This window comes from Symbiobacterium thermophilum IAM 14863 (genome assembly GCF_000009905.1).
In the GTDB taxonomy this organism is placed as follows: Bacteria; Bacillota; Sulfobacillia; order Symbiobacteriales; family Symbiobacteriaceae; genus Symbiobacterium; species Symbiobacterium thermophilum.
In genome coordinates this window covers 2,554,335-2,581,022 of sequence record NC_006177.1, presented here as the reverse complement: position 1 = coordinate 2,581,022, position 26,688 = coordinate 2,554,335, and the positions used below count along the sequence as shown (strand labels likewise).

At 68.8% G+C, this 26,688-nt stretch carries 28 protein-coding genes, 3 tRNA genes and 1 other RNA gene; 26 read left to right on the top strand and 6 right to left on the bottom strand.

The features are described 5' to 3' along the window. The first annotated feature begins 57 nt into the window (after window positions 1-57). On the top strand, window positions 58-882 hold the full coding sequence (locus STH_RS11945) for a YwiC-like family protein (protein WP_011196519.1): 825 nt from the start codon (window positions 58-60) through the stop codon (window positions 880-882). Between the two features lie 71 nt (window positions 883-953). Next, window positions 954-1,376 (top strand): BrxA/BrxB family bacilliredoxin, encoded by a 423-nt coding sequence (locus STH_RS11940; protein WP_011196518.1) that lies wholly within the window; start codon window positions 954-956, stop codon window positions 1,374-1,376. A 101-nt stretch (window positions 1,377-1,477) separates the two neighbouring features. On the opposite strand, the gene STH_RS11935 is transcribed toward STH_RS11940, so the two are convergent. Further along, window positions 1,478-1,915: a universal stress protein gene (locus STH_RS11935; RefSeq protein ID WP_011196517.1), complete on the bottom strand. Its 438-nt coding sequence runs from the start codon at window positions 1,913-1,915 to the stop codon at window positions 1,478-1,480. A 141-nt stretch (window positions 1,916-2,056) separates the two neighbouring features. Here STH_RS11935 and STH_RS11930 point away from each other — a divergent pair, with 141 nt between their 5' ends. The 9 genes from STH_RS11930 to STH_RS11890 all read left to right on the top strand — a co-directional run bounded on the left by STH_RS11930 (window position 2,057) and on the right by STH_RS11890 (window position 10,863). Next, window positions 2,057-2,686, top strand: a complete 630-nt coding sequence (locus STH_RS11930) for a hypothetical protein (RefSeq protein WP_043714021.1) — start codon at window positions 2,057-2,059, stop codon at window positions 2,684-2,686. 15 nt (window positions 2,687-2,701) lie between these two features. Then, on the top strand, window positions 2,702-4,834 hold the full coding sequence (locus tag STH_RS11925) for a penicillin-binding transpeptidase domain-containing protein (RefSeq protein WP_043714020.1): 2,133 nt from the start codon (window positions 2,702-2,704) through the stop codon (window positions 4,832-4,834). 92 nt (window positions 4,835-4,926) lie between these two features. After that, window positions 4,927-5,367, top strand: coding sequence for an RrF2 family transcriptional regulator (locus STH_RS11920; RefSeq protein WP_011196514.1), 441 nt, complete (start codon window positions 4,927-4,929; stop codon window positions 5,365-5,367). A gap of 388 nt (window positions 5,368-5,755) precedes the next feature. Then, entirely contained in the window at window positions 5,756-6,937 is a 1,182-nt protein-coding gene (locus STH_RS11915) for a cysteine desulfurase family protein (RefSeq protein WP_043714018.1), read from the top strand. A gap of 143 nt (window positions 6,938-7,080) precedes the next feature. Further along, on the top strand, window positions 7,081-8,160 hold the full coding sequence (gene mnmA / locus STH_RS11910) for a tRNA 2-thiouridine(34) synthase MnmA (protein ID WP_043715821.1): 1,080 nt from the start codon (window positions 7,081-7,083) through the stop codon (window positions 8,158-8,160). A 664-nt stretch (window positions 8,161-8,824) separates the two neighbouring features. Next, entirely contained in the window at window positions 8,825-9,346 is a 522-nt protein-coding gene (locus tag STH_RS18885; RefSeq protein ID WP_050742266.1) for a PRC-barrel domain-containing protein, read from the top strand. A 71-nt stretch (window positions 9,347-9,417) separates the two neighbouring features. Continuing rightward, the gene (locus tag STH_RS19855; protein WP_337957513.1) at window positions 9,418-9,549 is read left to right on the top strand and encodes a hypothetical protein; all 132 of its coding nucleotides are present in this window, start codon (window positions 9,418-9,420) and stop codon (window positions 9,547-9,549) included. A gap of 12 nt (window positions 9,550-9,561) precedes the next feature. Further along, window positions 9,562-9,756, top strand: a complete 195-nt coding sequence (locus STH_RS11895; RefSeq protein ID WP_011196509.1) for a hypothetical protein — start codon at window positions 9,562-9,564, stop codon at window positions 9,754-9,756. Window positions 9,757-9,759: 3 nt separating this feature from the next. After that, the gene (locus STH_RS11890) at window positions 9,760-10,863 is read left to right on the top strand and encodes an AI-2E family transporter (RefSeq protein WP_011196508.1); all 1,104 of its coding nucleotides are present in this window, start codon (window positions 9,760-9,762) and stop codon (window positions 10,861-10,863) included. Between the two features lie 10 nt (window positions 10,864-10,873). Here STH_RS11890 and STH_RS11885 read toward each other — a convergent pair whose 3' ends face one another. Beyond that, a complete protein-coding gene (locus STH_RS11885) occupies window positions 10,874-11,137 on the bottom strand; it encodes a hypothetical protein (RefSeq protein WP_011196507.1) in 264 nt (87 codons plus the stop codon). Window positions 11,138-11,309: 172 nt separating this feature from the next. Between STH_RS11885 and STH_RS11880 the strand changes: the two genes are divergently transcribed. The 5 genes from STH_RS11880 to rnpB all read left to right on the top strand — a co-directional run bounded on the left by STH_RS11880 (window position 11,310) and on the right by rnpB (window position 12,455). Next, window positions 11,310-11,612, top strand: coding sequence for a hypothetical protein (locus STH_RS11880; protein ID WP_043714014.1), 303 nt, complete (start codon window positions 11,310-11,312; stop codon window positions 11,610-11,612). A 47-nt stretch (window positions 11,613-11,659) separates the two neighbouring features. Next, window positions 11,660-11,735 (top strand) — tRNA-Lys (locus STH_RS11875). Between the two features lie 6 nt (window positions 11,736-11,741). Continuing rightward, window positions 11,742-11,817: transfer RNA gene (locus STH_RS11870), tRNA-Thr, on the top strand. A gap of 40 nt (window positions 11,818-11,857) precedes the next feature. After that, window positions 11,858-11,933 (top strand) — tRNA-Ile (locus STH_RS11865). Window positions 11,934-12,028: 95 nt separating this feature from the next. Next, window positions 12,029-12,455: RNase P RNA component class B (gene rnpB / locus STH_RS17715), an RNA gene on the top strand. A 163-nt stretch (window positions 12,456-12,618) separates the two neighbouring features. On the opposite strand, the gene STH_RS11860 is transcribed toward rnpB, so the two are convergent. Then, window positions 12,619-13,122: a hypothetical protein gene (locus STH_RS11860; protein ID WP_011196504.1), complete on the bottom strand. Its 504-nt coding sequence runs from the start codon at window positions 13,120-13,122 to the stop codon at window positions 12,619-12,621. Between the two features lie 844 nt (window positions 13,123-13,966). Further along, the gene (locus STH_RS11855) at window positions 13,967-15,001 is read right to left on the bottom strand and encodes a hypothetical protein (protein WP_011196501.1); all 1,035 of its coding nucleotides are present in this window, start codon (window positions 14,999-15,001) and stop codon (window positions 13,967-13,969) included. 1,431 nt (window positions 15,002-16,432) lie between these two features. On the opposite strand from STH_RS11855, the gene STH_RS17415 reads away from it, so the two are divergent. The 8 genes from STH_RS17415 (at window position 16,433) to STH_RS11810 (ending at window position 23,254) form a co-directional block, all read left to right on the top strand. Further along, a complete protein-coding gene (locus STH_RS17415) occupies window positions 16,433-17,194 on the top strand; it encodes a class D sortase (protein WP_050742264.1) in 762 nt (253 codons plus the stop codon). 316 nt (window positions 17,195-17,510) lie between these two features. Beyond that, a complete protein-coding gene (locus tag STH_RS11840; RefSeq protein ID WP_011196498.1) occupies window positions 17,511-18,785 on the top strand; it encodes a D-alanyl-D-alanine carboxypeptidase family protein in 1,275 nt (424 codons plus the stop codon). A gap of 325 nt (window positions 18,786-19,110) precedes the next feature. Further along, complete coding sequence (locus STH_RS11835; protein ID WP_043714012.1) at window positions 19,111-19,326, top strand: hypothetical protein; 216 nt, start codon at window positions 19,111-19,113, stop codon at window positions 19,324-19,326. After that, on the top strand, window positions 19,323-19,664 hold the full coding sequence (locus STH_RS18495) for a hypothetical protein (protein WP_148205578.1): 342 nt from the start codon (window positions 19,323-19,325) through the stop codon (window positions 19,662-19,664). Before STH_RS11835 ends, STH_RS18495 begins: the two co-directional genes overlap by 4 nt. Before the next feature lie 698 nt (window positions 19,665-20,362). Beyond that, a complete protein-coding gene (locus STH_RS11825) occupies window positions 20,363-20,671 on the top strand; it encodes a hypothetical protein (RefSeq protein WP_043714009.1) in 309 nt (102 codons plus the stop codon). A 235-nt stretch (window positions 20,672-20,906) separates the two neighbouring features. Next, a complete protein-coding gene (locus STH_RS11820) occupies window positions 20,907-21,224 on the top strand; it encodes an ArsR/SmtB family transcription factor (RefSeq protein ID WP_011196493.1) in 318 nt (105 codons plus the stop codon). A 114-nt stretch (window positions 21,225-21,338) separates the two neighbouring features. After that, entirely contained in the window at window positions 21,339-22,169 is an 831-nt protein-coding gene (locus STH_RS11815) for an arsenite methyltransferase (protein ID WP_043714008.1), read from the top strand. A 281-nt stretch (window positions 22,170-22,450) separates the two neighbouring features. Further along, entirely contained in the window at window positions 22,451-23,254 is an 804-nt protein-coding gene (locus STH_RS11810) for an alpha/beta fold hydrolase (protein ID WP_011196491.1), read from the top strand. 95 nt (window positions 23,255-23,349) lie between these two features. On the opposite strand, the gene STH_RS11805 is transcribed toward STH_RS11810, so the two are convergent. Continuing rightward, window positions 23,350-23,985: an HAD family hydrolase gene (locus STH_RS11805; protein WP_043714007.1), complete on the bottom strand. Its 636-nt coding sequence runs from the start codon at window positions 23,983-23,985 to the stop codon at window positions 23,350-23,352. 80 nt (window positions 23,986-24,065) lie between these two features. On the opposite strand from STH_RS11805, the gene STH_RS11800 reads away from it, so the two are divergent. Then, a complete protein-coding gene (locus tag STH_RS11800) occupies window positions 24,066-24,692 on the top strand; it encodes an NUDIX hydrolase (RefSeq protein ID WP_011196489.1) in 627 nt (208 codons plus the stop codon). A gap of 75 nt (window positions 24,693-24,767) precedes the next feature. Here STH_RS11800 and STH_RS11795 read toward each other — a convergent pair whose 3' ends face one another. Continuing rightward, window positions 24,768-25,241 carry an MFS transporter gene (locus tag STH_RS11795; RefSeq protein ID WP_011196488.1) on the bottom strand — a complete coding sequence of 158 codons (474 nt, stop codon included), beginning with the start codon at window positions 25,239-25,241 and terminating at the stop codon, window positions 24,768-24,770. A 276-nt stretch (window positions 25,242-25,517) separates the two neighbouring features. Here STH_RS11795 and STH_RS11790 point away from each other — a divergent pair, with 276 nt between their 5' ends. Beyond that, window positions 25,518-26,612, top strand: a complete 1,095-nt coding sequence (locus STH_RS11790) for a winged helix DNA-binding domain-containing protein (protein ID WP_043714005.1) — start codon at window positions 25,518-25,520, stop codon at window positions 26,610-26,612. The last annotated feature ends 76 nt before the right edge of the window (window positions 26,613-26,688 follow it).

The following is a 26,688-nucleotide window of genomic DNA, read 5'->3' as shown; positions in this document are numbered from 1 at the left end:
CACAGAACACTCCCGCCCCTGAATGGTACACTGTGCGCAGACGGGGGTGCAACCGCGATGCGACTTCGACCCGGACCCGTTCCCCTTCCCCGCGAGCACGGCGCGTGGGCGATGGTGCTCACGCCGGCCGTGGTCGCCGTCCTCGCGCTCGGACCGCAGCCGCTCGGCCTCGTGGCCCTTCTGGGCTGGCTGACGGCGTACGCGGCGCGCGGTCCCCTGGAGGTCCTGCTCGGCCGGGGCGCCTCGGGCCGCGCCGGCATGGCCAGCGCCGAGCCGGAGGTGGCCGGATTCTGGCTCCTGGCCCTGGCCGCAGCCGCCGCCGCGCTGCTGCTGCCGGTGGCGGCCCTCCGTCCCGCCGTGCTCGGCCTGCTGGCAGGCGCCCTGCTGCTGGCCTGCCTGGTGTTCTGGCTGGCCCAGCGGGGCCGGACCCGTTCGCTGCTCTCCGGTTTCCTGTCGGTCACCGGCCTGATGGCCGGGGCGCCGCTGTACGAACTGGCCGGGGCGGGCGGGATGTCCCTCCGCGGCTGGGCGCTGACCTACGCCTGCTTTGCCTTCTTCGCCGGTTCCATCTTCCGGGTCAAGACCATGGCGCGGGAGCGGAAACGCCGCTCCTTCCACGACCTGTCGGTGGCGGTGCACTTCGCCTTCCTCGCCGCCGCGGCCTACCCCGCCGTCCGGGGATGGGCGCCGCCGCTCGTGCCTCTGGCGTTGGTGCCGCCGCTGGTGTGGTCCGTGGTCTGCGCCTGGCGCGCCCGCCGCCGGGGAGCCGCCCGGCTCGATCGGGTCGGCTGGTCTGAGGTCTTTCTCACGGTGCTGTTCGCCGGACTCACGGTGCTGGCCCTCCGGCTGCCCGCCTGGCCGCCGCCCGCCGCCCATCCGTAACCGGCGGCCCTTCGCGTACGTCACAAGGGACACGAAGGGAACGTCAAAGGTGCAGAAGGGAGAGGGGCAGCGTGGATCTGCATATGTTCGTGCCCGACTTCCAGGCGATGCGGGAGGAGCTGACCCGGCTGGGCTTCGAGGAGCTGCGCACGGCCGAGGAGGTGCAGGAGAAGCTGCCGACCGCCAAGGGCGTGACGCTCCTGGCCATCAACTCCATGTGCGGCTGCGCCGGCGGCATCGCGCGGCCGGCGGCGGCGCTGGCCCTGCGGCAGGTCAAGCCCGATCACCTGATGACGGTGTTCGCCGGCCAGGACAAGGAGGCCACGGCTGCGGCGCGTGCCCTGTTCCCGCAGTATCCGCCCTCGTCGCCCTCCTTCGCGGTGCTGAAGGACGGCCAGGCCGTGGCGATGATCCCCCGCAGCCAGATCGAGGGCTCGGACCCGCAGACGGTCGCGCAGCGGATCGTCGAGGCCGTACAGGCGGCCCGGGGTTAGCCGGAAGGAGGGCGCCCCACCGTGAAAACAGGAGCGGACGGCACGCCGGGGGCGGCGGCCGTCCGCTCATGCGCGCCTCGGGGTACGTGAGGCGGATGTCCTTACGGCACGATCAGTACGGGGCAGGGGGCGCGGTGGAGCACGACCTGGCTGACGCTGCCGAGGAGGAGCTCCTTCAGCGGTGAAAGCCCGCGCCGGCCCATCACGATCAGATCGTAGCCGCCTTGCCGGGCCTCCGCGAGGATCGCCTCGCCGGGCACGCCGATGACGTAGCTCCCCCGGGCCCGCTCGGGCGGCAGGCCCAGCGCCGCCAGCGTCACCGAGAGGGCCCGCTCCGCCTGGGCCTGCGCATAGGTGTCAGGCAGGAGCGGGTTGGGCACGGGCGCGCCGGCTGCCGCAGGGGTGGTCAGGTCGGGCAGCGGCGCCACGTGGAACACCGTGACCTCGATGGTCTGATCCCGTTCGGCCATCTTCCGCAGGCTCTGGGCCGCGCGCACACTGTGGGCGGAACCATCGGTCGCAAGCAGCACCTTCGTCATGCCCCGTCCCCCCTTCGTCTGTGGGCATCCATGTCATCACTTCGGCGGGAGCGGGGGCAACTCCTGCGCGCGTTGGCCCGCTGCAACCGTAGCCACCGCCTGTCTGCCTCTGGTAGAATAGGGGAATGGAGGCGATAGCGGTTGCTGCCTGATCAGGAGCAGAGTCTGTACGTCGAGTTCGATGAACTGTTCTCGCTGCGGGAACGGCTGCGGCCCCTGGCCGACCAGGTGCGGAGCCAGCTCGCAGCCGCCGGCCTCCGGGAACGGCTGGAGGCTGAGATCTACGACTTCGAACTGGAACTGCGGGGCACGGACAAGTCCAACCTGCTGATCCGCCTGGACAGCTTCCGCCTGGAGATCCTGGGGGCCAGGCCGGACCTCCTCCTGCACAACCTGGCGGCGATCATCCTCACCGAAGCCGGCGCCTTCCGGCTGAACACGGTGGAGGTGGGCTTCACCGCCTGGCTGAAGGCGGGCCAGGGACGGCCCCTGAACCTGGTCGCCCAGGCCTTCACCCCCGCCTGGGGGGCGGCCGAGGCCGAGTTCCTCGACCGGCGCTTCGCCATGACCTGGGACTGGGCGACGCCCACCACCGGCTACACGTTCCACGCCAGCTCCGCGGAGGACGAGGAGCTGATGCTGAACTTCAAGGCCCGCGAGGGCTACATGACGCTGACGGAGCTGCAGACCGGCCTCTGGATCCAGGAGCAGCGCCAGCGGTTCGAGCAGGCGGCCCGCCTCTTCCTGAACCTGCTCGGCTGGACCCTATAGGCGGAGGTGACGGCCTTGCGGCGGCGCGCGAAGATCCTGCGCTTCGTGCTGACGGCGGTCCTGCTGTTCATGGTCGGCCGCCTCGGCTGGTTCCACGTGATGGAGGCCGAGGAGGTCCTGGCGCGGGAAGAGGCCCGGCGGCTGCAGGAGGCCTCGCTCGCGCCGGTGCGCGGGGCGCTGCTGGACCGGAGCGGCCGTCCGCTGGCGGTCTCCATCCCCCAGCGCAACGTGGTCGCCTCGCCCTTCCACATGGAGGCCCGCAACTTTGCCCGCGTCGCCGAGAGCCTCGCCCCCCTGCTGGGGCAGGACGCCTTCGAGCTGGAGCGGCTGCTGCGGGAGAACCCCGACTCGCAGTACCTGGTACTGGCCCGGGGCGTGGACCTGGCGACGGCGGAGGAGATCGCCGGGCTGATGCTTCCCGGCATCTCGCTGGAGGAGACCAGCCAGCGGGTCTATCCCCAGGGTGAGGCCGCCAACCAGATCATCGGCTATCTGGACGCCGACGGGGTGGGCGTCTACGGGCTGGAGGCGCAGTACGAGGAGGCGCTCCGGGGCAGACCCGGCTTCGTCCGGGCGGAGCTCACCTACGACAACGCCCCCATCCTGGGCACGGTGCGGAGCAACATCCCCGCCGAGGACGGCTACACCGTCATCTCCACCATCGACATCTACCTACAGCGGACCTTCGAAGAGGCGCTGGATGAGGTGATCGCCCGGGAAGACGCGCGGCGCGCACTGGCGATCGCCATGGACGTGCACACCGGCGAGATCCTGGCCCTGGCCATGCGCCCGGGCGCGGACCTGAGCGACCGCTCCTCCTGGGTTAAGGAGGACGGGACGCTGGACGTGGAGCGGCTGACCAACTGGGCGGTCACGCCGCTGCCGCCCGGCTCCAGTTTCAAGACGGTGACCACGGCCATTGCCCTGGAGGAGGGGTTGATCGACCTCACAACCCTCATCCCCGACTCGGGGCAGATCGAGATCGATGGCTGGACCATCACCAACTGGGACCGGGTCGTCCACGTGGAGCCGCAGATGCGGACCATCGCCCAGCTCCTGCAGACTTCCAGCAACGTCGGGCTGATCCACGTGGGCCAGCGCATCCCCCATGAGACCTTTCAGCGGTACCTGCAGGCGTTCGGCTTCACCGAGCCCACCGGCCTCGACTTCCCCCACGAGGCCGCCGCCAACGGCCTGACCAACTGGGAGGAGAAGCGGGCGATCGACTGGGCCAACATCTACATCGGCCAGCACCTGGAGGTGACGCCGGTACAGATGGTGCGCGCGGCGGCGGTCTTCGCCAACGGCGGCAAGCTGGTGCGGCCGCACCTGGTGAGCGAGATCCGCGACGCCAACGGCGAGACGGTGTGGAAGGCCCCGACGGAACCCCTGCGCACCGTGATCAGCGAGCAGACGGCGGCCGAGGTCCGGCAGTTGATGGTCAGCGTCATCGAGGAGGCTTATACCCAGGCGAAGGTCCCGGGCTACACGGCGGGCGGCAAGACGGGCACGGCGCAGAAGTACGAGGGCGGCCGGGAGAAGGAGCGGGGCCTGGGCGACTTCCTGGGCTTCGCCCCGGCCACCGAGCCCCGGGTGGCGATGTTCGTCCTGATCGACGAGCCGAGGCCCCCGGGCTACGGCGGCACCATCGCGGCGCCGCTCTTCGCCAAGCTGATGCCGGAGGTGCTGCGCGCCCTGGGCGTCCCGCCTGACGATCCCGAGGAGGTCGCGGAGCCGCAGGTGGAGCCGGCCGGGGAGAAGGCGCAGGAGCCGGCCAGGGTGGCGGTGCCCGACGCCCGGTTCCTGCCGGCGGACTGGGCCCTGCAGCGGCTGCGGGATGCGGGGCTGCAGCCGAAGGTCTCCGGCGAGGGCAAGGTGGTGACGGCCCAGAAGCCGGCGCCGGGTGCCGAGGCTGCCCCCGGCAGCGAGGTGGAGCTGACGCTTGGCCCGCTGGGCGGCGAGACCGTGACGGTGCCCGACTTCAGCGGCCTTACCCTGGCGGACGCCGGCCGGCTCTCCGCCGAGCTGGGCCTCCTGCTGAAGCAGGGGGGCGGCGCCGGGTTCGTGGTGGAGCAGAGTCCGGCCCCGGGGACCGCCGTGCCGTCCGGCAGCGTGATCACCGTCAGGCTCTCCACGGCCCGCCCCTGATCCCGGAAATCCGGTCTTGACAGTCGGGATTATGGCGCATAGACTCTAGGTGGCGATCCCGATATTGTTGGTCGGAATTGGGGGCGGTACACGTGAAGCTGTCGACCAAGGGAAAATACGGCGTTAAGGCCCTGTTCGAGCTCGCGATGCACGAGGGTTCGGGTCCGGTCTCGCTGCGGACCATCGCCGAGCGTCAGGGGCTTTCGGAACACTATCTCGAACAGCTGGCGGCGCCGCTGCGCCGGGCGGGGATCATCACCGCCGTGCGCGGGGCGCAGGGCGGCTACATGCTGGCCCGGCCGGCCAACCAGATTACCGTGGGCGACATCATCCGGGTGCTGGAAGGGCCCATCGGCTACACGGACTGTGCCACCGAGGGCGAGCCCGACCCGGAGTGCGCGAGCACCTGCCCGGTCCACGGGGTGTGGGAGCGGGTGACGCAGCAGATCATCGCCGTCATCGACTCCATCACGCTGCAGGACCTGGTCGACCAGGCCCTGGCGGAGCGGGGGAACCCGATGTACCACATCTAGCGTTGCCGGTCCTTCTGCGGCGCCGTACGGCTCCGTGTGTGGCCCGCCCAGGCGCCGGTGGGGGCCGGGGTCCGGTGGTGTGGCCCGCCGGAGCGCGCCGGCTGGGGCGCCGGTCCGGTCGTGCAGCCTGGCCAGGCGCAGCGGCGGGGGGGCCGGTCGGGTCGTGAAGCCCGTACAGGCCCAGTGGCGGGGGTGCCGGTCGGGTCGTGCGTCCGAGCGCAGGGGCCGGGCTGCCGGTCCCGTCGTATGGCCCGCCGGAGCGCGCCGGCTGGGGTGCCGGTCCGGTCTTGCAGCCCGCCCACGCGCAGCGGCGGGGGCACGTCCCGTTGTGTGGCTTCCGAAGCCCGTCTGCGGGGCCCAGATGAGTGAGAAGGGGAGCAGAACTGCCATGCGGACGGTGTACTGTGACCACGCCGCGACCACCCGCTGTCATCCCGAGGTGGCCCGGCTCGTCTACGAGTTCCTGACGGAGCATTACGGCAACCCTTCTTCCATCCACGCGGTCGGCCGCCGGGCCCGCAAGGGGGTGGAGGAGGCACGGGCGCAGGTGGCCGCCCTGATCGGCGCCCAGCCCGGCGAGATCTTCTTCACCAGCGGCGGCACCGAGGCCGACAACTGGGCCCTGCGCGGCGCCATGGCTGCCAACCGGGCCAAGGGCAGGCACCTGATCATCTCGCCCTTCGAGCATCACGCGGTGCTGGACACGGCTGAGGCCCTGGTGCGGGAAGGGTACGAGGTCACGCTGGTGGACGTGGAGCCGGGCACCGGCATCATCCGGCCCGAGGCGCTGCTGGCGGCGATGCGCCCCGACACCGTGCTGATCTCGATCATGGCGGTGAACAACGAGATCGGCACCGTGCAGGACATCGCGGCCCTGTGCGCCGCGGCCAAGGCGAAGGATCCCGACGTCATCTTCCACACCGACGCCGTGCAGGCGGCGGGCTACGTCCCGCTGGACGTGAAGGCGCTCGGGGTGGACCTGCTCTCCATCTCCAGCCACAAGATCTACGGCCCGAAGGGCGTCGGGGCGCTGTACGTGCGCAAGGGGTTCCGGTTCGGGCCCGGCCTCACCACCGGCGGCGGGCAGGAGCGGAAGATGCGGGCCGGCACGGAGAACGTGCCCGGCATCGTGGGCTTCGGCCTGGCGGCGGAGATCGCGGCCAGGGAGCTGGAGCGCCGGGCTGCTCACGCCCGGGAGATGCGGGACCGGTTCCTGCGGGGGGTCCTGGCGATCGAAGGCGTGCGGCTGAACGGCGTCGACCCGTTCGTACACCCGGAGCTGCGCCACCCGGGCAACGCCAACGTCTCGGTGGACGGGATCGAGGGCGAGGCGCTGCTGCTGCGCCTGGACATGGCGGGGGTCTACGCCTCGTCGGGGTCGGCCTGCACCTCCGGATCGCTGCAGCCCAGCCACGTGTTGCTGGCGGTGGGCTGCAGCCGGGAGGAGGCCCAGTCGTCGCTGCGATTCTCCTTCGGGGAGGAGAACACCGCGGAGGACGTGGACTACGCGGTCGAGCAGTTCGTCAAGTCGGTCGAGTTCTTGCGAAAGCTTGCGGCGCCGGGTCGCTGACCCGGCGCACGTGTGAGCAGGGGCCGGGACGGGCGCGAGGCCGGTAAGAAGTGCCTGCCGGGCGCCGTTACGGTCGCACCCGACGGGCTACACTATACGTAACGAAGGAAGGGGGTGGGCGACCCGTGGCCAAGCGCGTCCTCATGGCGATGTCCGGCGGCGTCGACTCCTCGGTGGCGGCCGCGCTCCTGGTGGAGCAGGGCTACGAGGTGATCGGCGTCACCATGAACACCTGGACGGACGACATTCCGGAAGAGATCCAGATGAACCAGCATTCGGGCTGCTGCTCCCTGGCAGCGGTGGAGGACGCCCGCTCCGTCGCCCACAAGCTGGGCATCCCGTACTACGTCATGAACTTCCAGGGGCAGTTCGCCCGCACGGTGATCGACTACTTCATCGAGGAGTACACCCGGGGCCGTACGCCCAACCCGTGCATCGCCTGCAACCGGTATGTGAAGTTCTCGGCCTTCCTCGAGAAGGCGAAGCAGCTGGAGTGCGACTACGTGGCCACCGGCCACTACGCCGTCATCGGGCAGGACGACCGCTTCCCGGGCCGCTGGCTCCTGGGCAAGTCGGCGGACGCCCGCAAGGACCAGACCTACGTGCTCCACAACCTGACCCAGGAGGCTCTGGCCCACACGCTCTTCCCCGTCGGACACCTGCAGAAGTCCGAGGTGAGGGCGCTGGCGGCCAAGTACGGGTTCGTCACCGCCGACAAGCCCGACTCCCAGGAGATCTGCTTCGTCTACGACAACGACTACGGCCGGTTCCTGAAGGAGCGGGCGCCCGAGGCCATCGTCCCCGGCCCCATCCTGAACACCCGGGGCGAGGTCATCGGGCAGCACCAGGGGCTGCCCCTGTACACCATCGGTCAGCGCAAGGGGCTCGGCCTCACGACCCCACGCCCGGTCTACGTGGTGGACCTGGACGTGGAGCGCAACGCGGTGATCGTGGGCGAGGACGAGGAGACCTACCGGGGCGGGCTGGTGGCCTCGGACCTGAACTGGATCGCCATCCCCGGGCTCACGTTCCCGCGGCGCTGCCGGGCGAAGATCCGGCGCATGGCGCCGGAGGCGGAGTGCACGATCTACCCCATCGGCGAGGACGCGGTGCGGGTGGAGTTCGACCGGCCCCAGCGGGCGATCACCCCCGGCCAGGCGGTGGTCTTCTACGACGGCGACTGGGTGCTGGGCGGCGGGACGATTGAGCGTGCGATCAACTGAGCAGACAGTCCGGTGATTCGTGCTGCAGCGCCCCCGGATCCGCCTTCGGGCGGGTCCGGGGGCGGTGGTTTGTGTGGTTACGGCTTGGCCTCGGCGATGGGTTTGGGGGCAGAAACGCCGTCGGTCTGCAGCTGGGCCCGGACAGTCGGCCTGTGGCGGCGGAATGTGCACCGGCGGGCGGGGGCGGGGTGCACAGTTCGCCTCGAACTGGGAGGCGGGGTGGTGTCGGGCCGCTGTGACGGGGCGGAATGTGCACGGGTGGGCGGGGGTGGGGTGCACATTTGGCCTCGAACCGGGGGGACGGGGTGGCGTCGAGCCGCTGTGACGGGGCGGAATGTGCACCGGCGGGCGGGGGCGGGGTGCACATTTCGCCTCGAACTGGGAGGCGGGGTGGTGTCGGGCCACTGTGACGGGGCGGAATGTGCACCGGCGGGCGGGGGCGGGGTGCACATTTCGCCTCGAACTGGGAGGCGGGGTGGCGTCGGGCCGCTGCGACGATGCGGAATGTGCACGGGTGGGCGGGGGTGGGGTGCACATTTGGCCTCGAACCGGGGACGGGACGCCGTGGCGCAGCGGAGTGGGACGCAACTCAACGACCGGCGTTACCGGCAAACTTCCTGGTTTATCCCTGGGCGGATCGGGGCAGACTGGCATTCGTAACAGGATGATCCTGAATCTGCGCGAGCGGGGGATCGATGCAGACGTGTCCAGGGCCAGGGACCTGATCGGGCTGTCGGTGCTGGCAAGTCCCGACATGCGGCCGGTGGGGCGGGTACAGGAGGTGCTGATCAGCCGCGACGGGCGGCGCATCCGTGGGCTGGTGCTGGAGACCGGCGGACTGCTCAGCCGCCGCCGGGTACTGGACTACCAGGGTGTCAAGGCAGTGGGTTCGACGTATGTGCTGGCAGAGGAGCGGTACCTGGAGGACGAGGCGGAGACCCGGTGCGGGTCGGCCCTGACCGGTCTGCCCGTGCTGGACGGCTCGGGCGAGGAGCTGGGCATGCTCGACGACCTGCACTTCGAACCCAGCACGGGGGAGATCCACGCTCTGCAACTCTCGCGCGGCTTCGTGGACGATCTGCTGAGCGGCAAGGCGATCGTGCCCCTGAACGGGCCGGCGGTCACCGGCGAAGGGGCGATCCTGCTGGACGCGGTGGCGGAGCGCGAAGGGGGGCTGTGGACGTGAGGTGCCCGAACTGTGGTAGCCGCAGTATTGGCCGTGTCGGGGCGGAGCAATACTACTGCTGGGATTGCTGCGTGGAGTTCAACACGGCCCGCGGCGCGGTGCGCATCTACCACCTGGACTCGGACGGCGAGCTGATCGCCGCCGCGGAGCACCGGGTGGAGGCGTCGGCGCCTCTGGGACCCACCAACGAACGTCGTCGATAGGAGTGGAACGGGATGCGGTACAACGGCGCTTTCATCTCGGGCATGCTCGCCGGCCTGGCCCTGGGGGCCATCCTGGTGGTCGCCCTCACGCCCCAGACCCGTCAGCCGGTGATGCAGGGGATGAGCCGCATGGGCAAGGGCATGCGGCGGATGTGGAACGATGGCATGGATGCGGTCGCGGACGCCATGACGGGGGATGTCGACTGACCCGTGACGCATCGGGGACGAAGGATTCTGGCGGCGCTGGTGCTGAGCGGACTGGTTCTCGCCCTGGCCTGGGGGCTCTGGACGATCCGCCCGGTGCTGGCGCCCTTTCTCCTGGCGGTGGTCCTGGCCTACCTGCTGGCGCCCTTGGTCAACCGGCTGGTCGGCCTGGGCCTGCCCCGCCCCTGGGCGATCCTCGCGGTCTATGCGGCGCTCGCCGCCGCCGGGGTCCTGGTGGTGGTCAAGTTGGTGCCCTCCGCGCTGACGGAGGTGCGCCGGCTGACGGAGGCCATCCCGCTCTACTCCGCCCGGGCCCGGGAGATGGCTGATGGTCTGCAGCGCTGGGCCCGGGACGCGGGGCTGCCCCCGGAACTGCGGGAGAGCCTGGACCGGTCGATTACCAACATCGAGGTGCGTTCGGTGGCCGCCCTGCACCGGCTGGTGGACATCCAGACGCTGGAGGCGGCCGCCGGCTTCCTGTTCAGCCTGGCCCTGGCGCCTTTCCTGGCGTTCTACCTGCTGAAGGACCTGGACTACTTCCGGGAGCGCTTCGTGCGGTCACTGCCCCGCCGCTGGCGGCAGGACATCATCCAGCTCCTGCGGGAGCTGGACCGGGTGATCTCCGGCTTCGTGCGGGGACAGATCCTCCTCGGCCTGTCCGTGGGGGCGCTGGCCGCGGCCGCCTCGTCGCTCCTGGGGCTCCGGTTCGCCGTCCTGCTGGGCATCTGGGCAGGGCTGATGGAGTTCATCCCCTATGTGGGGCCCGTGCTGGGCGCCGTGCCGGCGGTGCTCTCAGGCCTGGCCCAGTCGCCCTGGCGAGGCCTGCAGATCGCCCTGGTCTTCCTGATCATCCAGCAGCTGGAGAACGCGGTGCTCTCGCCCAAGATCATGGGCGAGTCTGTGGGGTTGCATCCCATCGGGGTGCTGCTGGTCGTCCTGGCCGGCGGCTACCTGGCAGGACCGTGGGGGCTGATCCTGGCCGTCCCGGCCGCCGCCCTCGTGCGCGTGCTCTGGTCCTTCGTCGTGGCCCGCCTCACCGAGGTCCACCCGCTGCCGGTCCTGCCGGCACCGGCCGCCCGCCCGGAAGAAGAGAAAGGCCCGGCCGGTTAGGCCGGGTCGTCTATGCGCGTGTGCCAGCGGTTTGATCCACCGTGTGGGCCATCGTGTAACCCAGGGAGAACATCGTGAACGAGATCTCCAGGAGTTCGTGGTAAAGGGCGTCCAGCTGCGCAGTCGTGAGCGGCTTGCCGCCGGCCTGCATGGCGGCGGCCACATGCGGAAGCCTTTCCCGGACCAGGAGTTCGATGCCCTCGCGGGATTGTGCCCGGTTTTCGGCCAGCAGTGCGTAAGCGCGATCGCGGTAGCCGCGCAGGATCTCTTCCACGATTCGTCCCCCTCATCGTTTACGATAACACCATTATAAGCGTATCCATTGTTAGGGGACAAGCACCGGAATGCTCCAGAGATGAAAGGGGCTGTACTTGTCTCACTCCCACGTGAACTTTCCTTCCGGACCGTCCGTAGGGATATACGAGAGAACCTGGAGGGAGCGGCCGGTGGACGAGGGAAAGGTGTTCGATCAGTTCCTGCATCTGCCGGATGGATATCAGGCGCAGGTCATGGTGATGGCAGAACCGGTGAGCGGGCTCGAAGGGAAGGTGGCGTATCGCAGTCGGGTCTGGCTCGGGCACGAGGACGAGATGGATCCGTACCTGTACCGCACGGAGGTGCACTGGGACTTGCAGGAAGCGATCCGCACCTGCTGGGCGATGCTGCGGCAGCTGGCGCCGCATTGCTTCCGGTCCCGGGCTGCGATTGAGGCGGTGAAGGGTGTTGACAGGAAGCTGCCGACCGGATAGAATAACGGTGCGCTCAGCAAATGCAATACGGCACGGCGATGCAGCACGGACCGCTAGCTCAATTGGTAGAGCATCCGACTCTTAATCGGCAGGTTGTAGGTTCGAGTCCTACGCGGTCCACCAGGTTGTGCTGATGTAGCTCAGGTGGTAGAGCACGTCCTTGGTAAGGACGAGGTCACCGGTTCGAGCCCGGTCATCAGCTCCATGTTCTGGCCGCTTCCGATATCGGAAGCGGCCCGCAATGTGCGAGGGTAGCTCAGTCGGCAGAGCACACGGCTGATAACCGTGAGGTCCCGAGTTCGAATCTCGGCTCTCGCACCATGCCGTGCCGTCCAACCATTGCCGGTGGACGGCATGTGTTTTTTCTGTTAGACTTGAGATCTAACCTTTCCGACCACAGTTTCATATCGTGAGAGTTCGGTGGATGATCGCGCCGGGCAGATGGGGAGGCGCAAGCCGCATGACCCGGATGGCCCGGTGAGGAACTTCCTGGCACCGCTTCCGGTGAAGTCCGAGTCTGCCCCAGGCAGACGCATCAGGACCCGTAGCCGGAAGAAAGTTGGCGCAGAGCGCAAGCTCTGGCGGCGCGAGCCGACGATGGGGAAGGCGGTCTCGCCTGGTGCGAGTCGCTTGTACCTGTAACGAGCTAGAGAGACGCAGGTCCCCCGGCGACGGGGGAGTGGCACGGGCAATCTCCGCCACGGTGCAAGTCCAAGTAGGCGCCTTTGAGCGCGGGTAGGACGCAGTCCCAGGAGTAATCCGGGACCACGGTCTGGTCGGGCCGTGAGATAAATGATCATCACGCCCGCCGAAAGGCGGGCGGACAGAACCAGGGGTATAGCCGGACTCTCACACGGTACAGAGCTCTGCAGGCATGCAGGGCTCTGTATTTTTAACGTCGCTCGTGTGCAGATGTGTCAGGCCGCATACGTGGCCGCTTGGGCGCAGAGCGCGAGACCCCCGGGCGCCGTCATATAAGCGCCCGGGGATCGGTTGGCATCATTTGCTAGTTAACCAGGTAGTTGTCAAGTGCCGGCGCCCTGCCGTCAGTCCACAGGGTCTCCATGTAGTCAAGAATCTCGAACTCACCGGCGTATTCAACCACCTTGAACTTGAGCGTGATGGTGTCGCCCGCTGCGTACCTGTCGGTCAGGTTGCCGCGGAACGCCCAGTCAAGGTGAAGCCCTTCTTCATCAGAGAAAACAAGGGTCGTTTCGTCGCTGGCTGCATCGTAGCGCACTTCAACCAATCGATCGCGAATCAGGACGGTATCACCGGGTTCGTAATCGGCCAAATCGTAGACGTCGACCCCAATCGTAGGCTCGTAGAACTGGCGCTGTAGGTCGGCCATCGTGAGATAATGCTGGTCAGCCGCGGTTCGGGATTTCACGGCAGCATGCTGCGGCGAGGGCTTGATGAACACACGGTCTCCAACCTGCACAGCAGTCACGCGCACACCATCCTGCATCCGATAAAGGGTAAATTCCTGCGGCGTGCCCTCGGGAACCATGCAGCCAATCTCCGGGATGCACGGCTGGCCGTTGTCCAGGTAGTGCCAGAAGCGCGGTCAGAGATTCCATTTGTGGCTGTGCGGCGTAGAATAGCGGATCTCGTATGTACCGAACACTCCGTGGTTGCCCACGTTGAAGCTGACGGTCTGGTTGGAGCCGACGCTTCTTGCGACCACGTCCTCGCGATTCGGGTCAGTGACGCTAATTACCATCTTGCCTGTGGGATTCGCTCCGCTGGCCTGTCCCCAGGCATCGATCAAGGCTGGGATACGTTCCACAGTCACATCGCAGCGGGCCATCCGACCGAAGTCGCCCCAATTGAAATTAACCGATCCCGAACAAAACCACGTCGGAGCCCTCAGCAGCCTCCAAGGTCTGGAGGTCAAGCACCATGGGGCGGTACGGCGACCCGCGATCGCAGAGATCGCAGGTGGTGTACAGCAGATACCGTCCATCGGGCGAGAGGGCGATGCGGCCCATTCCTGTGGGCAGGCGGTAAACCTCTTCGGCATTCCCCAGGGCGCTGAGCTTCGCAGCGTTCACGACCAGATCAACGTCTGAGCGCACAGCGTCGGGATCCGAAGCGGAGTCTGCAGGTGTCTGCGTGACCTGCGGAGGCTCGAAGGGCGGGGGGACGGGGTACTGGTCACAGTGTCCGTTGGACGGGAACACCCCACGAGGATGGCGGCCACCACCAGGAGGACACGATGCCTTGCCACTGTCATCTCCCCATGGAAATGCTGGTCTGCACTGTCTTCGTGCATGGCCATACTCCTCCATCCGCAACGAGACTGGAGGACTGCGTGTTGCATCTGGGGGCTTTGTGCGACGCTCCCGGGAGCGTCATCCCCGTCTCGGGAGAAACCCGCCTCGATCGGTGATCCGGATATCTTTCACCACCAGCCTCCCATCCCTTTCAGTGCTGATGACGGCCTCTCCGGTCCAGTAGAGCCGCTCCTCGTATGACGCAACGGATACCAGGAACTCCACAAGCCCGTTGTCGTCAGGATCAGCCGGCTCAATCTGCGGGCCACAGTCGGTGTAGACCAGGAGGCCCGTTTCCACCGGTATTGGCCTGTAGCGGATTTCGCCGAAGTCTTCCTTCATGAAGGCCTTACGGATATCGGGATCGGGAAGGTACTGGTCAACCAGGTCCGGCAGGTCGTACCACCTGGCGATGAAAAGCGCCGTGAGAAGGTCTGCCGCCGTGGTGGGATAGGATCCCGGGATGACTACCTCGTCCTGTTTCCTGGCCACATAGGGCATGTACGCGTCTGCATACGGTTCGATGCGGTAACGGCGGACGATGGTGAACCCGGCAATGTCACCGGTGATCTCCACGGTACCGTCCGGCCTGATGGCATAGTCCTCGCCGAAGGCGACGTTGTGCTTGGGATGCCATCCCCACACGCTGACCAGCTCTTCGCCCTCCATCCAGGTGAACTCCATGCTGTGCCATTCATCAGGATCGCCAACGTGGATGACCAGGACGGGGTTCGGCAAGCCGTCCATCGTCACCAGGTCCACCCGGGTCTGTGTCGTGTCCGGCAGCCACTGATCCAGCTTCAGCAGGTCGCTTCCGTCCTGTCTCAGCACCTTTACCTTCTCGGTACTCCACCGGCCCAACTCGCCGATGATCAACTCGTCCAGGCCGTCGCCGTTGAGATCAACGCGGGTTGCCGGCCGGAGTGCCCACTCCCGGTCGTTCACCGGGTCGATGTTGCGATCGGCAGCGTCGCGATCGGGCGTGTCGTTCTCATCCGCTGCGGATGCCTGCTTTTCCACCGGCGTCGCGTCGGCGTCCGTCTGGCTGCCGGCACAGCCCGTCAGTAGCACGAGGATGGCGAGAAGGGTGGCCGCACGCCTTGCGTTGGGCATGTTGTCCCTCCTGGTTCGTTGTCGGGTATCCTCCCATTCGTTGAAACGAACTGCACCTGCTTTGGTTACATACCCACTTGCCTTGCATAGGTAGAGCCTCCCTGGGGGAGGCGTTTGTGTTACGTCTGCGATACTCGTCCCCCATCCGTCTTCCCGCGGCGGTGGGGGATACCGCGCGAGAGGTTGCAGGCAGCCCGGGTGTGCAGCTTCTTCAGCCGAGGTGCCCGGGGATCGTCATGTTCGCTTCCATTCCCAGATAACCATGTGGGTGGGCGCAGCGCCCGAGATCACGTTGGTGTCGCTTTATACCACCGGGCTCACGGCCGCTGCAGCCCCATCCGGAGATCGAAAGGGGATGGGAGCTGCGCAGGAAAGTCTGGATCGGGCTCCTCCTGCCCGCACTGTTGCTCTTACAGGCCCTGGCGCCGTACGCATGGGCCAGCGAGGGGGGAAGCCGGGGTGACCGGCGGAGAGCCCACGGTTACCGGCCGGAAACCGGGGGGTCCGGAGGCCCCGGGCAGCCCGGCCCACCCGGGAACCCCGGCAACCCCGGTACCCCAGGTGGTCCGGATGACCCGGTGGATCCCTGTGAGCCCGGAGAGATGGACACGGCCGGCCGCGGTGGTCGGGGCCGGACCGGGAACCCTGGCAACCCCGGGAACCCCGGCAACCCCGGGAAGCCTGGCGATTCTGAGGACCCGTGCCCTCCCGAGGATCCCGGCGACCCGGATGATCCCGTGGAACCTTGTGTCCCTGAGCAGGTGAGCCAGTTGGGTTGGACGGGGAAGCCCTGGAAGCCCGGGACGCCCGGTGAGCCCGGCGAACCTGAGGATCCCGGCACACCGGAGGAACCTGGCGAGCCTGAGGATCCGTGCGCCCCTGAAGAGCCCGGCGACCCCGGCGACCCGGGAGATCCTGGTGATCCCGGCGATCCCGGTGATCCGGGGGATCCCGCAGAGCCTGGGAACCCCAGCAGGCCGGAGGATCCCCGTGACTCCGACCCACCGAGCCGCAGGCCGCCCAGCCCCTCCACGTCCAGCGATCCGGAGCCAGTGGAGCCGGAGCCCGGGGAGCCGGAGGAGCCCACAGAACCCGTGGAACCCGTCACCCCGCAGCTTCCGCCTGCACAGGAGCCACCCACTCCGATTGTAAGCCCCCCGCTGCCGCAGCCGCCCAGCGAGCCCGAACCGCCTGCCGCGCCGGAGGCTCCCGCTGAACCCCCGCGGCCTACCATCACCGAGCTGCCCGCCGCGGGCGGGGTGATGACTACCGGCGGCCTGATGGTCTCGGGAGCCGCATTGATGCTCGCCAGCATCGGGTGGAGCGTGCTGAACCGGAGGCGCAGACGGGGCCAGCCATGATCGCAAGCCGCACAGGGGTACCCTCGCCGTAGGTGTACCCCTGTGCCTTTCGCAACGGAGGCGAGCGCAGATGGTCGCGCGTTATCTGCCGAAGGCCCTGTTCCTGCTGGGGTGCCTCCTGGTCCTGGTGGCAGGTGTGGTCAACGGGGTCTCGCGGCGGGAACAGGCCCGCCTGATGGAGAGGTATGAGCGGGAGGTTGCCGCGTTGGCCGCCGCCGGTGGCACCGCGCCGGGATTGGCCGGCCTCCGGCCGTTTGCCGCGGCGGCCCCCTCAGGCGCACCGCCGGCGCTGCCCGAGGAAGGCGCCGACACCGGAGCGGGCTTGCCGGCAATGGAGACGGCGGGACCGGAAGCCGGCACAGGCGAAGAGTCACCGGACCGTGCCGATCAAGCGCCCGGACCCGAGGTCATCGGGATACTGACCATTCCCAAGATCGACCTGACCGTGGCCATCGCCGAGGGGACAGACGACCGGACCCTGCGCCACGCGGTGGGGCATTTCGCCGAGACGGCCGGTCCCGGTGAACCGGGCAACTTCGCCCTCGTCGGCCACCGTGGGCACATCTACGGCCCCTTCTTCCTGCGGCTGGACCAGGTGGAGGTCGGAGATCCCATCCTCGTCCGGAGCGGCGGGGCGACCTACGTCTATCGGGCGTCCGAGATCTTCGTCGTGGAGCCGGATGAGACCTGGGTGCTGGATCCCACGGAACAGGCGCAGATCACGCTGATCACCTGCACGCCGAAGTGGATCAACACCCACCGCCTCGTCGTCAGGGGCGTTCTCGAGGCTGCAGACCTCCCCGAACCGGTCCACACTGCCGGAGCATCCTGAGCAGGGGCCCGGGCACGCGCCCGGGGGGGCGCCCGGCGCGGTGCGGGGTACAGGAATGCCGGCCCGTTGCGGGGGGTGTGCCCCACCGGCCGGGCGTCTCCACTGTGCGGGGGCTCGGGCGGACGGTGCGGCGCCGCCGTGCCCCCTGGGTGTTCGTGCCCCAGCCGGTGGTCCTTCTTAACAAGATAACCCTTCCGTGAAATGCAGGGATTTCAAGCCGGGGCGCGGAAGTGTAGGACCAGCGGCCCCCAGCAGACAGGCTGAGGACCAGCGCACCGTCGCGCTGGTCCTCATGGCTCGGTGGGATGAGGCCCGGATGCCATCACACAGGGAGGAGATTGCGCTGAAGCGGCTCAGGGCCATCATCGCCTGCGCTTTGCTGCTGACGCTTCTGCTTCGCCTGCCGGCCTCGGCGGACGACACCTGGTACGAGACCAGCGCCGAATCCGGTATCCTGATGGACTGCGCCACGGGGCAGGTGCTCTGGGAGAAGAACCCCGACGAACGCCTGGCGATTGCCTCCACCACGAAGATCATGACCGCCCTCCTGGCCATCGAGTCCGGCCGCCTGGACGAGACCGTGACCATCCCGCCGGAGGCGGAGCTGATTGAGGGCTCCAAGGTCTACCTGACCCAGGGGACCACGTACACGCTGCGGGAGCTGCTGGAGGCGCTGATCCTGGAGTCGGCCAACGACGCCGCGGTGGCGATCGCCATCTTCCTGGGCGGCAGCGAGGAGGCGTTCGTCCGGCAGATGAACGAAAAGGCCCGGGCGTTGGGCCTCACCGATACCCAGTTCCGCAACCCGCACGGCCTGGATGAAGACGGGCACTACAGCAGCGCCCGCGACCTGGCGCGCCTCGGCCGGGTGGCCATGGCGGATCCGGTCTACCGGGAGATCGCGGGAACCGAGTGGCTCACGTTCCCGTGGCCCGAGATGGAGACCACCCGGGAGATTTACAACCGGAACCTGCTCATCCAACGCATGCCGGAGGCCACGGGCGTGAAGAACGGATACACCGAGGCCGCGCTGTTCACCCTGGTCGGTTCGGCCGCGGCGGACGGCCGCGAGGTCATCGGCGTGCTCCTGGGCAATCCGGACAAGGAGCAGATGTACGCGGACATGGAGCGGCTGCTGCGCCACGGTCTGTACGACTTCTCCCTCACCACTGTGCTTTCGGCCGGCGACCTGCCGGGTGCTGGTGGCCGGCTGGAGGAGCCGCTGCGCGCCTGGCTGCGGGAGGGGGATGAGGTGGAAATCGCCTACCGCCGGCCGCTGCCGGGTGAGGAGTGGCCTGAAGGGACCGTGGCGGTGGTCCAGGCCCTGGTCGATGGCCGGGTGATCGCCCATCAGCCGGTGCTGGCGCCGGTGACGGCGTCTGCCCAGGCGGAGCCGCCGGCTCACAGCGATGGGGGCTCGGGAAAGCCCCCCGGCGCCGGGGCCGCGGCATGGTACCAACGGGCCGGTGTCTGGATGGCGACGGGCGCGGCGCTGTGCGGTGCGGTCATCGCCACCGACCGGTTGCAGGCCCGGCGGAGGCAGCGGCGGTTCCGGCGGCACTCGGCAGACCGCCTGTCCGCCAGCGACTGAACGCGGAGACCGCAGAGCGCAGAGCGGAGACCGCAAACCGAAACGGGAGGGGCGCGCCGCAGGGCGGCGCATCCTGGTGGCACAGAGGCTGCAGGGCCTGGTCCCTGCAGCCTCTGCGCACCTGCAGATGCGCGCCGGCGCCCGCACCGGGGAGGGACGCAGCGCCGCACCGGGAAGGGACGCGGCGCCCCCATCGCTGGAGGCACGCGGCGCCGCCCCGGCCAGTCGTCCAGCGCTCAGTACAGCGAGATTGGTCCGACGATCAAGGTTTTTCGGTTATATGAACAATCATCCTTTCGACTCCACGGGCCCAGGGAGGTCAGCTATGCGTGAGGCCAAGCGCCACATTGCAGGATTTCTGGTCCTGGCGTGGCTTCTGTCGTGTCTGTCGGCCTACCTGGTGTACCCACGCGTCTCCGCGGCGGAGGCCCAGCAGCGCGACCGGGTGGGCGTGCTGGTGGCGGCCGAACCCATTCCGGCGCAGGTTCCGCTGGAGGCGCTGCACCTGAAAACGGCCAGGGCGGATTGGCGGCATGGGTGAAGGATCGGGCCGCCGGCCTCACCGCCCTCTTCACGCTGAGTGTTCCGGTTCTGCTGGCGGTAGGCGGCGCGGCCCTGGTGAGCGGCGCGCTCTACGAGCTGGTGGTGGGTGGCCGCTTGTTCAACTGGGTCGAAGCGGTGATCGGGTCGGTGATCGGCGGGATCAGCGCCGGCGTGGGCGGCTGGCTGCCCGGGTCGGGATCGCAGCCACCAACATCGCGGCGGGTGGAGCGTCGAGTCTGGTCAGCTACCTGGTCCACTCCCCGGAGCGCTCCGTCCGCGGCGCGGTGGGCGCCTTTGCCCAGGGTGGCCTCACCTCCGGCCTGTTCATGGGTCTGAACACCCTCACCAGCCGGTTCTGGACCTGGCGCCTGGGGACGCATGCCCCGGCGGGAGATTGGGCGAGATCCCGGAGCATGGTGGCGGCCGCGCTTGCGGAGCCGGATCCCGTCCCGGGGTCCTCTGCCGCTGCGCCGGGGAGCGAGATCCGCGCCCGGGTCCTCCGGAACATCCTGGACTCGCGCCGGGCCCGTGAGGCTTCCCGCTTCCGGGAGTATGTGCGGGCGGAGGCGGAGTGGGAAGACATCGCCCGGTGGCGGGCGACCCATGGTTACCAGTACGATGTGTTCCGGGAGGGGCCCCTGGGCGGCCTGCGGTCGGTGACCCTGCACGCAACTTCTACGGCATGCGCTACAACGAAGTGGTGCTGCCTGAGGTCCGGGTGCTCTACCGGGCCGGCGGGGAAAACCGCTTGGGCGCCGGTTCACCTTTGAACCGCCCGTGAGCCACGCGCTGGTGCGGGTGGATACCGATGTGAAGCCGGTGTGGGTTCATCCGCAGACCCTGGAGTACATGGGCCGCTCGATCGTCGAGAAGGTGTACGCGGTAAAGGTTCCGAAAGGACTCCGTGGTGTACGTCGGGCCGGTCGCCAGCCAGGGCGGGCCCTATCTCGGCGGCGAGCACATCATGCAGGCGTACATTCCCAACCCGTGGGCCATTGAGGCCTGCAGGTGGTCGATTCCTGGAGGGTCGTCAGATGACGGAACGGGCGGAACTTGTGGAGATGCGGGAGGTGCTGACGGAGCTTCAGCGTCTCCTGCAGGCGGAGGGCCTCGACGGTCAGTATGGTTACCTGCTGCGGCGCTGCTTCGAACTGCTCTCCTGGGCCGGAAACGAACCGGACGCCGCGGCGGCGCTGAAGGAGTACCTGCTCGGGATCCCCAACGCCCCCGGTACGCTCTGGGACCTGGTGATCTGGCGGGATTCCTTTGAAGAGCGAAAGCGGGTCAACGAGAGACTGGACCAGCTGCGGGAGCGATTGATGGCGCTGGCCCGCAGCCTGTGACGCGATCTGCCCGTGCGGAGCCTGCTCTGTCGCTCGGGTCGGGTGTTCGACACGGGTTCCGTGGGATCACGACGCCCTGGATGTCCAGGGCGTCTGAAGTTTTTGCCTGCGCCATCCATAACCCCGCAGCCAGTCCGATGGCCCACGCACGCCCGCTGCTGCCAGCCGGATGAGAAAACGCGGTTGGTATCAAGAAGGACATAACCATATACTTATATAGCAGGGAGGGCGTCGGATGGAGCGGCACGTGATCCTGATGAAGGCGCTGGGAGACTTGACGCGCCTGAAAATCCTGAAGTTGATCTGGGACCGGGAGCGGTGCGTGTGCGAGCTCTATCCGGTCCTCGGCATCAGCCAGCCCGCGGTTTCCCAGCACATCGCCAAGCTGAAGGCGGCCGGCCTGGTCCGTGAACGCAGAGCGGGGATGTGGGTGTACTACCAGGCCGACCGCGAGCGGCTCCTGGAAGGGTTGAAGGCGTTTCGGGCTTTCCTGGACGCGGACCTCACGACCATCCCGGAACTGTGCGGGGTTGATGGCCGGGGGTGTTGCTGAAGGCGTCCAAGCCGGACGTCGGTTGTCGTCGTTGGAGCCGCTGACCCGGGGGCGCTGCCGGCCGGGAGGCGGCTTCGGGCATGGGGGCTGCAGGAAATCAGAGGAGGGGTGTGGATGGACGCGCACGCGCTGCGTGAGATGGTACGGAAGCGCTATGCCGAAGCGGCCCGGGGTTCCGCCGCCGGCTCGGCGGGCGGGTGCTGTGCTCCGGAGCCAAAGGGGGATGACCTCCTGGTGGTGAGCGGCTGTTGCTGCGGCAGCGGGGCCGGGGGGGAGGAGCTGGGGAGGGTCCTCGGGTACTCCGACGACGAACTGGCCGCGGCGCCCGCAGGCGCAGACCTTGGTCTGGGATGCGGCAACCCGCAGGCGATCGCGAGCCTGAAGCCGGGCGAGACGGTGCTGGACCTGGGGAGCGGGGCCGGGTTCGACTGCTTCCTCGCCGCACGCCAGGTTGGGGAGAGCGGCAGGGTGATCGGGGTGGACATGACGCCCGAGATGCTGGCTCGGGCCCGCGAGAACGCCCGCAAGGGCGGATTCGCCAACGTCGAGTTCCGCCTCGGCGAGATCGAACACCTGCCGGTGGCGGACGAGAGCGTGGACGTGATCATCTCCAACTGCGTGATCAACCTCTCGCCGGAGAAGGAGCAGGTGTTCCGGGAGGCCTTCCGGGTTCTGCGGCCCGGCGGCCGGATTGCGGTGGCCGACATGGTAAGCCTCGCCCCGCTTCCGCCCGAGGTCAGGGAGGACCTGGCCCTTTACGCCGGATGCGTGGCGGGCGTGGCCACGGTTGGCGAGTTGCGGACCATGCTCACGGAGGCTGGCTTTGTCGACATCGTCATCCGGCCCAAAGATAGCGAGCAGTTGTTGGAAGCCTGGGGAGCCGGCGAGTCCTTGAAGAACCAGGTGTTCTCGGCGACCATCGAGGCGCGGAAGCCGACCGCGTGAGATGAACGAGCCCTGCGGCGCACGCAGGGCTCTTGCTGTCGCAGGGGGCTACCGGATGCTCTCGGCCAGTCGGACCAGGTCGGTACCTTCCGGCCCCGGATCAGGTTCCATGGGCGGGGGCGGTGGGCCATCGCCCTCCCCGCCGGCCGGAGCGTGGTGCCGAACTCGCACGGCAACGGGTCTCGTCTAACGAAGGGATCTCTGCGGCACCGCAATCGTGCCGCCCTACGACGCCGGAAGGGCCTCCGGCGCGGGGCCCTCCGATTCGGGAGTGAAGCGAGATGGATCTCCGCCTCATCCGATGGCCGTCGCGCGCCGGCACCCTGGCCGTGCGCATGCGCGCAGGCGGAGGCCCGGAACCCGTCCTGCTCCTCCACGGGCTCGGGGCCTCCCACGTCTTCTTCCTGCCGGCCGCGGCCGGCAAGGCCCTGGCGGGGCGGGCGGTCATCCTTCCCGACCTGCCCGGACACGGCGACAGCGAGGATCCGGCAGGCTTCGCCTGTGCCATGGACGACCTGGCGGATCTCCTGATGGAGCTGCTGGACTGGCTGGGCCTCAGCAGGGTCAGCCTGGTGGGCCACAGCATGGGCGGCACCATCGCCATACTCATGGCTGAACGTGACCCCGGACGCTTCACGGGCCTGCTCTGCGCCGAGGGCAACCTGCGTCCGGAGGACGCCACCCTGAGCCGCAGGCTGGCGGCGATGGGCGCGGAGGGCGTCCGGGCCGCGCTGCCGCGGCTGGTCGGGAAGTTCGCCGGGAGCGGCCTGGACGGCCGGGAGGACGATCTGCTCTACGCCGCCACCCTCAGCCGGTGCGCGCCCGACGTGCTGTGGCGGTACGCCGCCGGGCTGGTCCGGACCTCCGACACGCCGGGGCTGCTGGAGCGGTTCCTGAGCCTGCCGGTCCCCCGGACCTACGTGTACGGCGAGCGCACCCCAGGCCTGGAGCCGCTGCTGGAGTCGCTGCGCAGCCACGGGGTGCCGACCCGGATGGTGCCCGGCGCCGGCCACAGCATGATGGTCGAGCGCCCGGACGTGTTCGACCGGATCCTGCGGGAGCACCTCGCCCCGAAGGGCTGTTGATCCTGGCTGACGTCCTACCATCGGGATGCCGGTGCGGCGGGAGGGGAAAGCTGTCCGCGCGTGCACCGCATGTCCGCAGCACCGGATGGCACGGGTCAGCGGCCGGGAGCCGGCCGGCAGATGGCGGCCAGCTCCGCCGGGTGTGCCACCCGGTAGTCGCACGGGACGTTCGGGTCCCCGGCGCCCCAGAGGGCCAGCGCGAACTTCACCCCAGCCGCCCGGGCGCACTGGCTGTCGTAGACCGTATCCCCGATGTAGAGCACCTCGCCTGGGCTGAACCCGGTATCGGCCATGAGCTTCAGCAGCGGATCGGGATCCGGCTTGTGACCCTCCGTGTCGTCCGCGCAGACCACCGCGCGGAAGCGTTCCAGGAGCCCGAAGTGGACGAGGTCCCCGTCGAGCTCGATCCGGGTCCGGGAGGTCACGAGCCCCAGGGTCACCCCGGCGTCCTGCAGTTCGTCCAGGAGCTCCACGATGCCGGGGAAGACGGTGACCAGGTGGTCAACCTCCCGCGCATAGGCGACCCACTTGTCGAAGGCGGCCCCGGGGTCCGGAACCCCGAGCTGCTCCAGGGCCGTCACGCCCGGGATGCCCAGGACGAACCGCAGCTCCTCCTCCGCAGGGGTCTGCCCCGTCTCCTCCAGGAGGACTTTCTGCAGGGAAACGAGGACGGCCTTTTCGGTGTCCAGGAGCGTACCGTCCACATCGAAGGCCACGCACTTGAACGACAAAGTCTCCTCCTCCAAGTCTGCCGTGGAATTGGGTCAGGCGTCTGCAGCGCGTCATACGCCGGAAGGGGTGGGTGTTCAACATGTCGCAGAACCCGCTGTGGCTCCAGTGGGCACAGCAGATCCAGTCCATCGCCCAGGCCGGGATCACGTACACCAAGGACCCGTACGACCGGGAGCGGTTCGAGCAGCTGCGCGCCATCGCCGGTGAGATCCTGGCCAGGTACACCTCCATCCCTGACGACATTCTCTCACAGGAGCTGGCCGCCGAACAGGGCTACCTGACGCCGAAGGTGGACGTCCGCGCGGTGGTGTTCAACCCCCGGGGCGAGCTGCTCCTGGTGCGGGAGCGGAAGGAGGGGCTCTGGTCCCTGCCGGGCGGATGGGCCGACGTCGGCGAGAGCCCCGCCGAGGCCGCCGTCCGGGAGGTGCGGGAGGAGTCCGGGTACGAGGTGCGGCCCACCAAGATGCTGGCGGTGTACGACCGGGCCAGGCACGACCATCCCCCGCTGATCTGGTACGTGTACAAGCTGTTCATCCGCTGCGAGCTGGTCGCCGGTACACCCGGCAACAGCCTGGAGACGGACCAGGTCGGCTTCTTCGACCGGGATCACCTGCCGCCCCTGTCGACGAGCCGGGTGACGGAAGCCCAGATCCGCCGGATGTTCCAGCATTACGACAACCCGGACCTGCCCACCGACTTCGACTGAGGAGCCGGGGGGTAGACCCGCATCTGAACCGTGGCGCGCACAGGGCTGAACCCGTCGGGCGGGGGGACCGTTGGTTCAGCCCTGTGGTTTTCTTGGTGTACCATGATTTTCCCCAACGCGGGCTGGGGTCCTGCCTCCCGGGGCGCCCGCGCAGGCGGGCGAGAAGAAGGCGCCGGCCAGGACCAGCGCTGCGCTGCCGATCGCCAGGACCCAGAACTGGCCGTGCCCCGATGCCAGTGCCAACGCGAGGAGCGCGACGATCGCCGCCCGGGCGAGGTTCGCGAGGGCCATGACCGCCCGCCGGTCGGACCGGTCCGCGACGGTGCCCGCGAGGGGCGCCGCCAGCAGGCGGACGGTTGTGCCGAGGCTGCTCAGGGCAGCGACGCGGGCCGCAGAGCCGGTGGTCTGCATGACCCACACCGGGAGGATCATCGGGTAGAGCGACGTGCCGAGCTGCGCCACCGCCGTCCCGCCAAGGGCGGTGAGGAACGCCCGGTTGCGGCGGAGGCCAGGTGCCGGATGCGGCTGCACGGGAATGGAGGAAGCCATGCGGTTCCCCTCCTTGTTCAGGCTTGCAGGGAGAGGGTACAGAAGCGGGGCGATCAAGACTAGACTGCAAATTATCCGTAGGGTAAGCTATTATCATGAGGGCGGGACCCTAGGGGGCCCAGCTTTGCTACTGGTTGCAGCATGGTCGGCGCAGGCTACACGTCTTTCCGTAAACGGAAAAGCCCCTTGCCGGTAGGCAGGGGGCTGTTTGCATTTGCCCGGGTGCAGGCGCCGCCCGGCGGCGGTACATGCCCGACGAGGGAGGAACGGTCTGAAATGCGCGACGCGAGATGCGTGCAGTGTGAACGGTACGCGCAGAACCAATGGCTGGGGCGGGAGAGGCGCACCGGCGGCGTGGTGGAGCTGGCGCGCCACCTGGTCGGGATCCAGAGCCAGCTCCGCACCACGCCGGACCTGGCCGCCAGGGCCAGGCTCGCCGGCGCCCGCCCGGGGGACGTCCGGCGCGAGCTGGAGGAGACGCGGCGGCTGGTGCGGACCTGGACGGTGCGGGGGACCCTGCACGTTGTGGCTGCGGAGGACCTGCCGCTGCTCTGGCGGGCGCTGCGGCCCGAGTGGGAGTCCCGCTGGAGCAAGTACCTGGACAAGCACGTCACCCGTGTGCAGCGGGAGGCGGCCGCGGCGGCCTGCCTGCAGATCCTCGCGCGGGGGCCTGCCACCCGGGCGGAGTTGCTGGAGGGCGCGCAGCAGATCCTGGGATGCCGGGACGAGTGGGTGGCGTATCTCTTCTCTTCGTGGGGAGGGGTGCTGAAGGACCTGGCGTACGCCGGCCGGGTGGTGTACGGCCCCGAGCGGGATGGGGAGGTTCAGTTCGTGCGGACCGAGGACTGGCTGGACCTGCCGGTCGCGGACATGGATCCGGACGACGCCCTGGCGGTGCTGCTGGAGCGGTACCTGCGGGCGTACAGCCCCGCCCGGATTCAGGACTTCGCCCACTGGAGCGGCGTCTCGGTGCGGCGCGCCCGGGAGGCCCTGACCCGGCTGGGCGGCCGGGTGGCGGTGCGGGACGGCTGGCTGGTCCCGGAAGGGGAGGGCGGCGGTTCCTGTGCCCCGGACCGGCAGGCCGGTGGTCCTGGTGCGGACGCGGGTTGCGTGCGCCTGTTGCCCAAGTTCGACCCCTTCCTCCTGGCCCACGCCGACAAATTCTACCTGGACGAGGACCACTACAAGGCGGTCTTCCGGGCCGCGGCGGACGTGGCCGCGGTGATCCTGAGCGGCGGTCGCGTCATCGGGACCTGGCGGGCGGAGGGCTCGCGGGTGGTCCCGGCGTTGTTCGGGCCCGTCGATGACGCGGCGGCCGCCGAGCTGGCGCAGGAGGTGGAGGCGGTCTCGGCCTGGCTCCGGCAGGGGTGACGGCCATCGTCGACGCGCGATCGCTGCCGTTCACCTGCTGGCGATGGCCCGGAAGGGCCCGCTTCGGGTGCCGATT

Excerpts from the sequence above, each read along its gene's own strand:
- STH_RS11945 (WP_011196519.1), top strand. The coding sequence starts at position 58 with ATGCGACTTCGACCCGGACCCGTTCCCCTTCCCCGCGAGCACGGCGCG.
- STH_RS11935 (WP_011196517.1), bottom strand. The coding sequence starts at position 1,915 with ATGACGAAGGTGCTGCTTGCGACCGATGGTTCCGCCCACAGTGTGCGC.
- STH_RS11915 (WP_043714018.1), top strand. The coding sequence starts at position 5,756 with ATGCGGACGGTGTACTGTGACCACGCCGCGACCACCCGCTGTCATCCC.
- mnmA (WP_043715821.1), top strand. The coding sequence starts at position 7,081 with ATGGCGATGTCCGGCGGCGTCGACTCCTCGGTGGCGGCCGCGCTCCTG.
- STH_RS18885 (WP_050742266.1), top strand. The coding sequence starts at position 8,825 with ATGATCCTGAATCTGCGCGAGCGGGGGATCGATGCAGACGTGTCCAGG.
- STH_RS11895 (WP_011196509.1), top strand. The coding sequence starts at position 9,562 with ATGCGGTACAACGGCGCTTTCATCTCGGGCATGCTCGCCGGCCTGGCC.
- STH_RS11860 (WP_011196504.1), bottom strand. The coding sequence starts at position 13,122 with ATGGTTCCCGAGGGCACGCCGCAGGAATTTACCCTTTATCGGATGCAG.
- STH_RS11855 (WP_011196501.1), bottom strand. The coding sequence starts at position 15,001 with ATGCCCAACGCAAGGCGTGCGGCCACCCTTCTCGCCATCCTCGTGCTA.
- STH_RS17415 (WP_050742264.1), top strand. The coding sequence starts at position 16,433 with ATGGTCGCGCGTTATCTGCCGAAGGCCCTGTTCCTGCTGGGGTGCCTC.
- STH_RS11840 (WP_011196498.1), top strand. The coding sequence starts at position 17,511 with ATGCCATCACACAGGGAGGAGATTGCGCTGAAGCGGCTCAGGGCCATC.
- STH_RS11835 (WP_043714012.1), top strand. The coding sequence starts at position 19,111 with ATGCGTGAGGCCAAGCGCCACATTGCAGGATTTCTGGTCCTGGCGTGG.
- STH_RS11825 (WP_043714009.1), top strand. The coding sequence starts at position 20,363 with ATGACGGAACGGGCGGAACTTGTGGAGATGCGGGAGGTGCTGACGGAG.
- STH_RS11820 (WP_011196493.1), top strand. The coding sequence starts at position 20,907 with ATGGAGCGGCACGTGATCCTGATGAAGGCGCTGGGAGACTTGACGCGC.
- STH_RS11815 (WP_043714008.1), top strand. The coding sequence starts at position 21,339 with ATGGACGCGCACGCGCTGCGTGAGATGGTACGGAAGCGCTATGCCGAA.
- STH_RS11810 (WP_011196491.1), top strand. The coding sequence starts at position 22,451 with ATGGATCTCCGCCTCATCCGATGGCCGTCGCGCGCCGGCACCCTGGCC.
- STH_RS11800 (WP_011196489.1), top strand. The coding sequence starts at position 24,066 with ATGTCGCAGAACCCGCTGTGGCTCCAGTGGGCACAGCAGATCCAGTCC.
- STH_RS11795 (WP_011196488.1), bottom strand. The coding sequence starts at position 25,241 with ATGGCTTCCTCCATTCCCGTGCAGCCGCATCCGGCACCTGGCCTCCGC.
- STH_RS11790 (WP_043714005.1), top strand. The coding sequence starts at position 25,518 with ATGCGCGACGCGAGATGCGTGCAGTGTGAACGGTACGCGCAGAACCAA.